The sequence below is a fragment of the Bacillus sp. SIMBA_074 genome, from assembly GCF_046534555.1.
GTDB classification, from domain to species: Bacteria; Bacillota; Bacilli; order Bacillales; family Bacillaceae_G; genus Bacillus_A; species Bacillus_A mycoides.
On sequence record NZ_JAWRYM010001245.1, the window covers coordinates 1 to 235 of the forward strand.

At 68.5% G+C, this 235-nt stretch carries 1 protein-coding gene; it reads right to left on the minus strand.

Features of this window, described 5'->3' with window-relative positions:
• Positions 1–235 (minus strand): hypothetical protein (locus SB773_RS34705; RefSeq protein WP_410595103.1); only part of this gene is annotated, 235 nt, incomplete at its 3' end.

Genomic DNA, 235 nt, shown 5'->3' on the forward strand with positions numbered 1-235 from the left:
GCTGCCCGACGGTGTAGCTCGCCGGGTCGGAGGGCGCCGCCGACTTCACGAGGTCCAACGCCGGGTGGATCGCCGTGTTGGTGATGGTGCAGGTGATGTCGTCACCGATCGCCGGAGAGATCGTCTTGGTCGCGCCGCTGCCGGAGGGCAGCACAGTGGGGCTGTTCGTTGCGACGTTCGTACACGCCCACGACCCGAGGTAGCTCGTCAGGGGAGTCGGGCTCCCGGCCGTCAT